1 pseudogene is annotated in these 255 nt (G+C 41.6%); it reads right to left on the bottom strand.

Annotated elements, in window-relative coordinates:
• Positions 1-255 (bottom strand): annotated as a pseudogene (locus G4D72_RS13310) (hypothetical protein); the annotation flags it as partial.

Genomic DNA, 255 nt, shown 5'->3' with positions numbered 1-255 from the left:
ACTGGTGTATCTGCTGCATCAACATCTCCAAAGCCATTTGTAGCATCCACTGCATTTGAAATACCATCGCCATCTGTATCAGCACCGTCTATTTCTCCATCGTTGTTGGCATCTAATGCTCCGTTGCCTGTTTCAACAACATCTGACAATCCATCATTATCTGAATCTAAGTCTAAATAATTTGGTAGTCCATCTCCATCAAAGTCTGCTGTTGGGTTAGCGTTTACATCTCCAAAACCAACTGTGTTGTCTTGT

It is taken from the genome of Flavobacterium difficile (assembly GCF_011392115.1).
Classification (GTDB): Bacteria; Bacteroidota; Bacteroidia; order Flavobacteriales; family Flavobacteriaceae; genus Flavobacterium; species Flavobacterium difficile.
The sequence above is the reverse complement of the archived record's forward strand: the minus strand, read 5'-3'. Positions and strand labels throughout refer to the sequence as shown.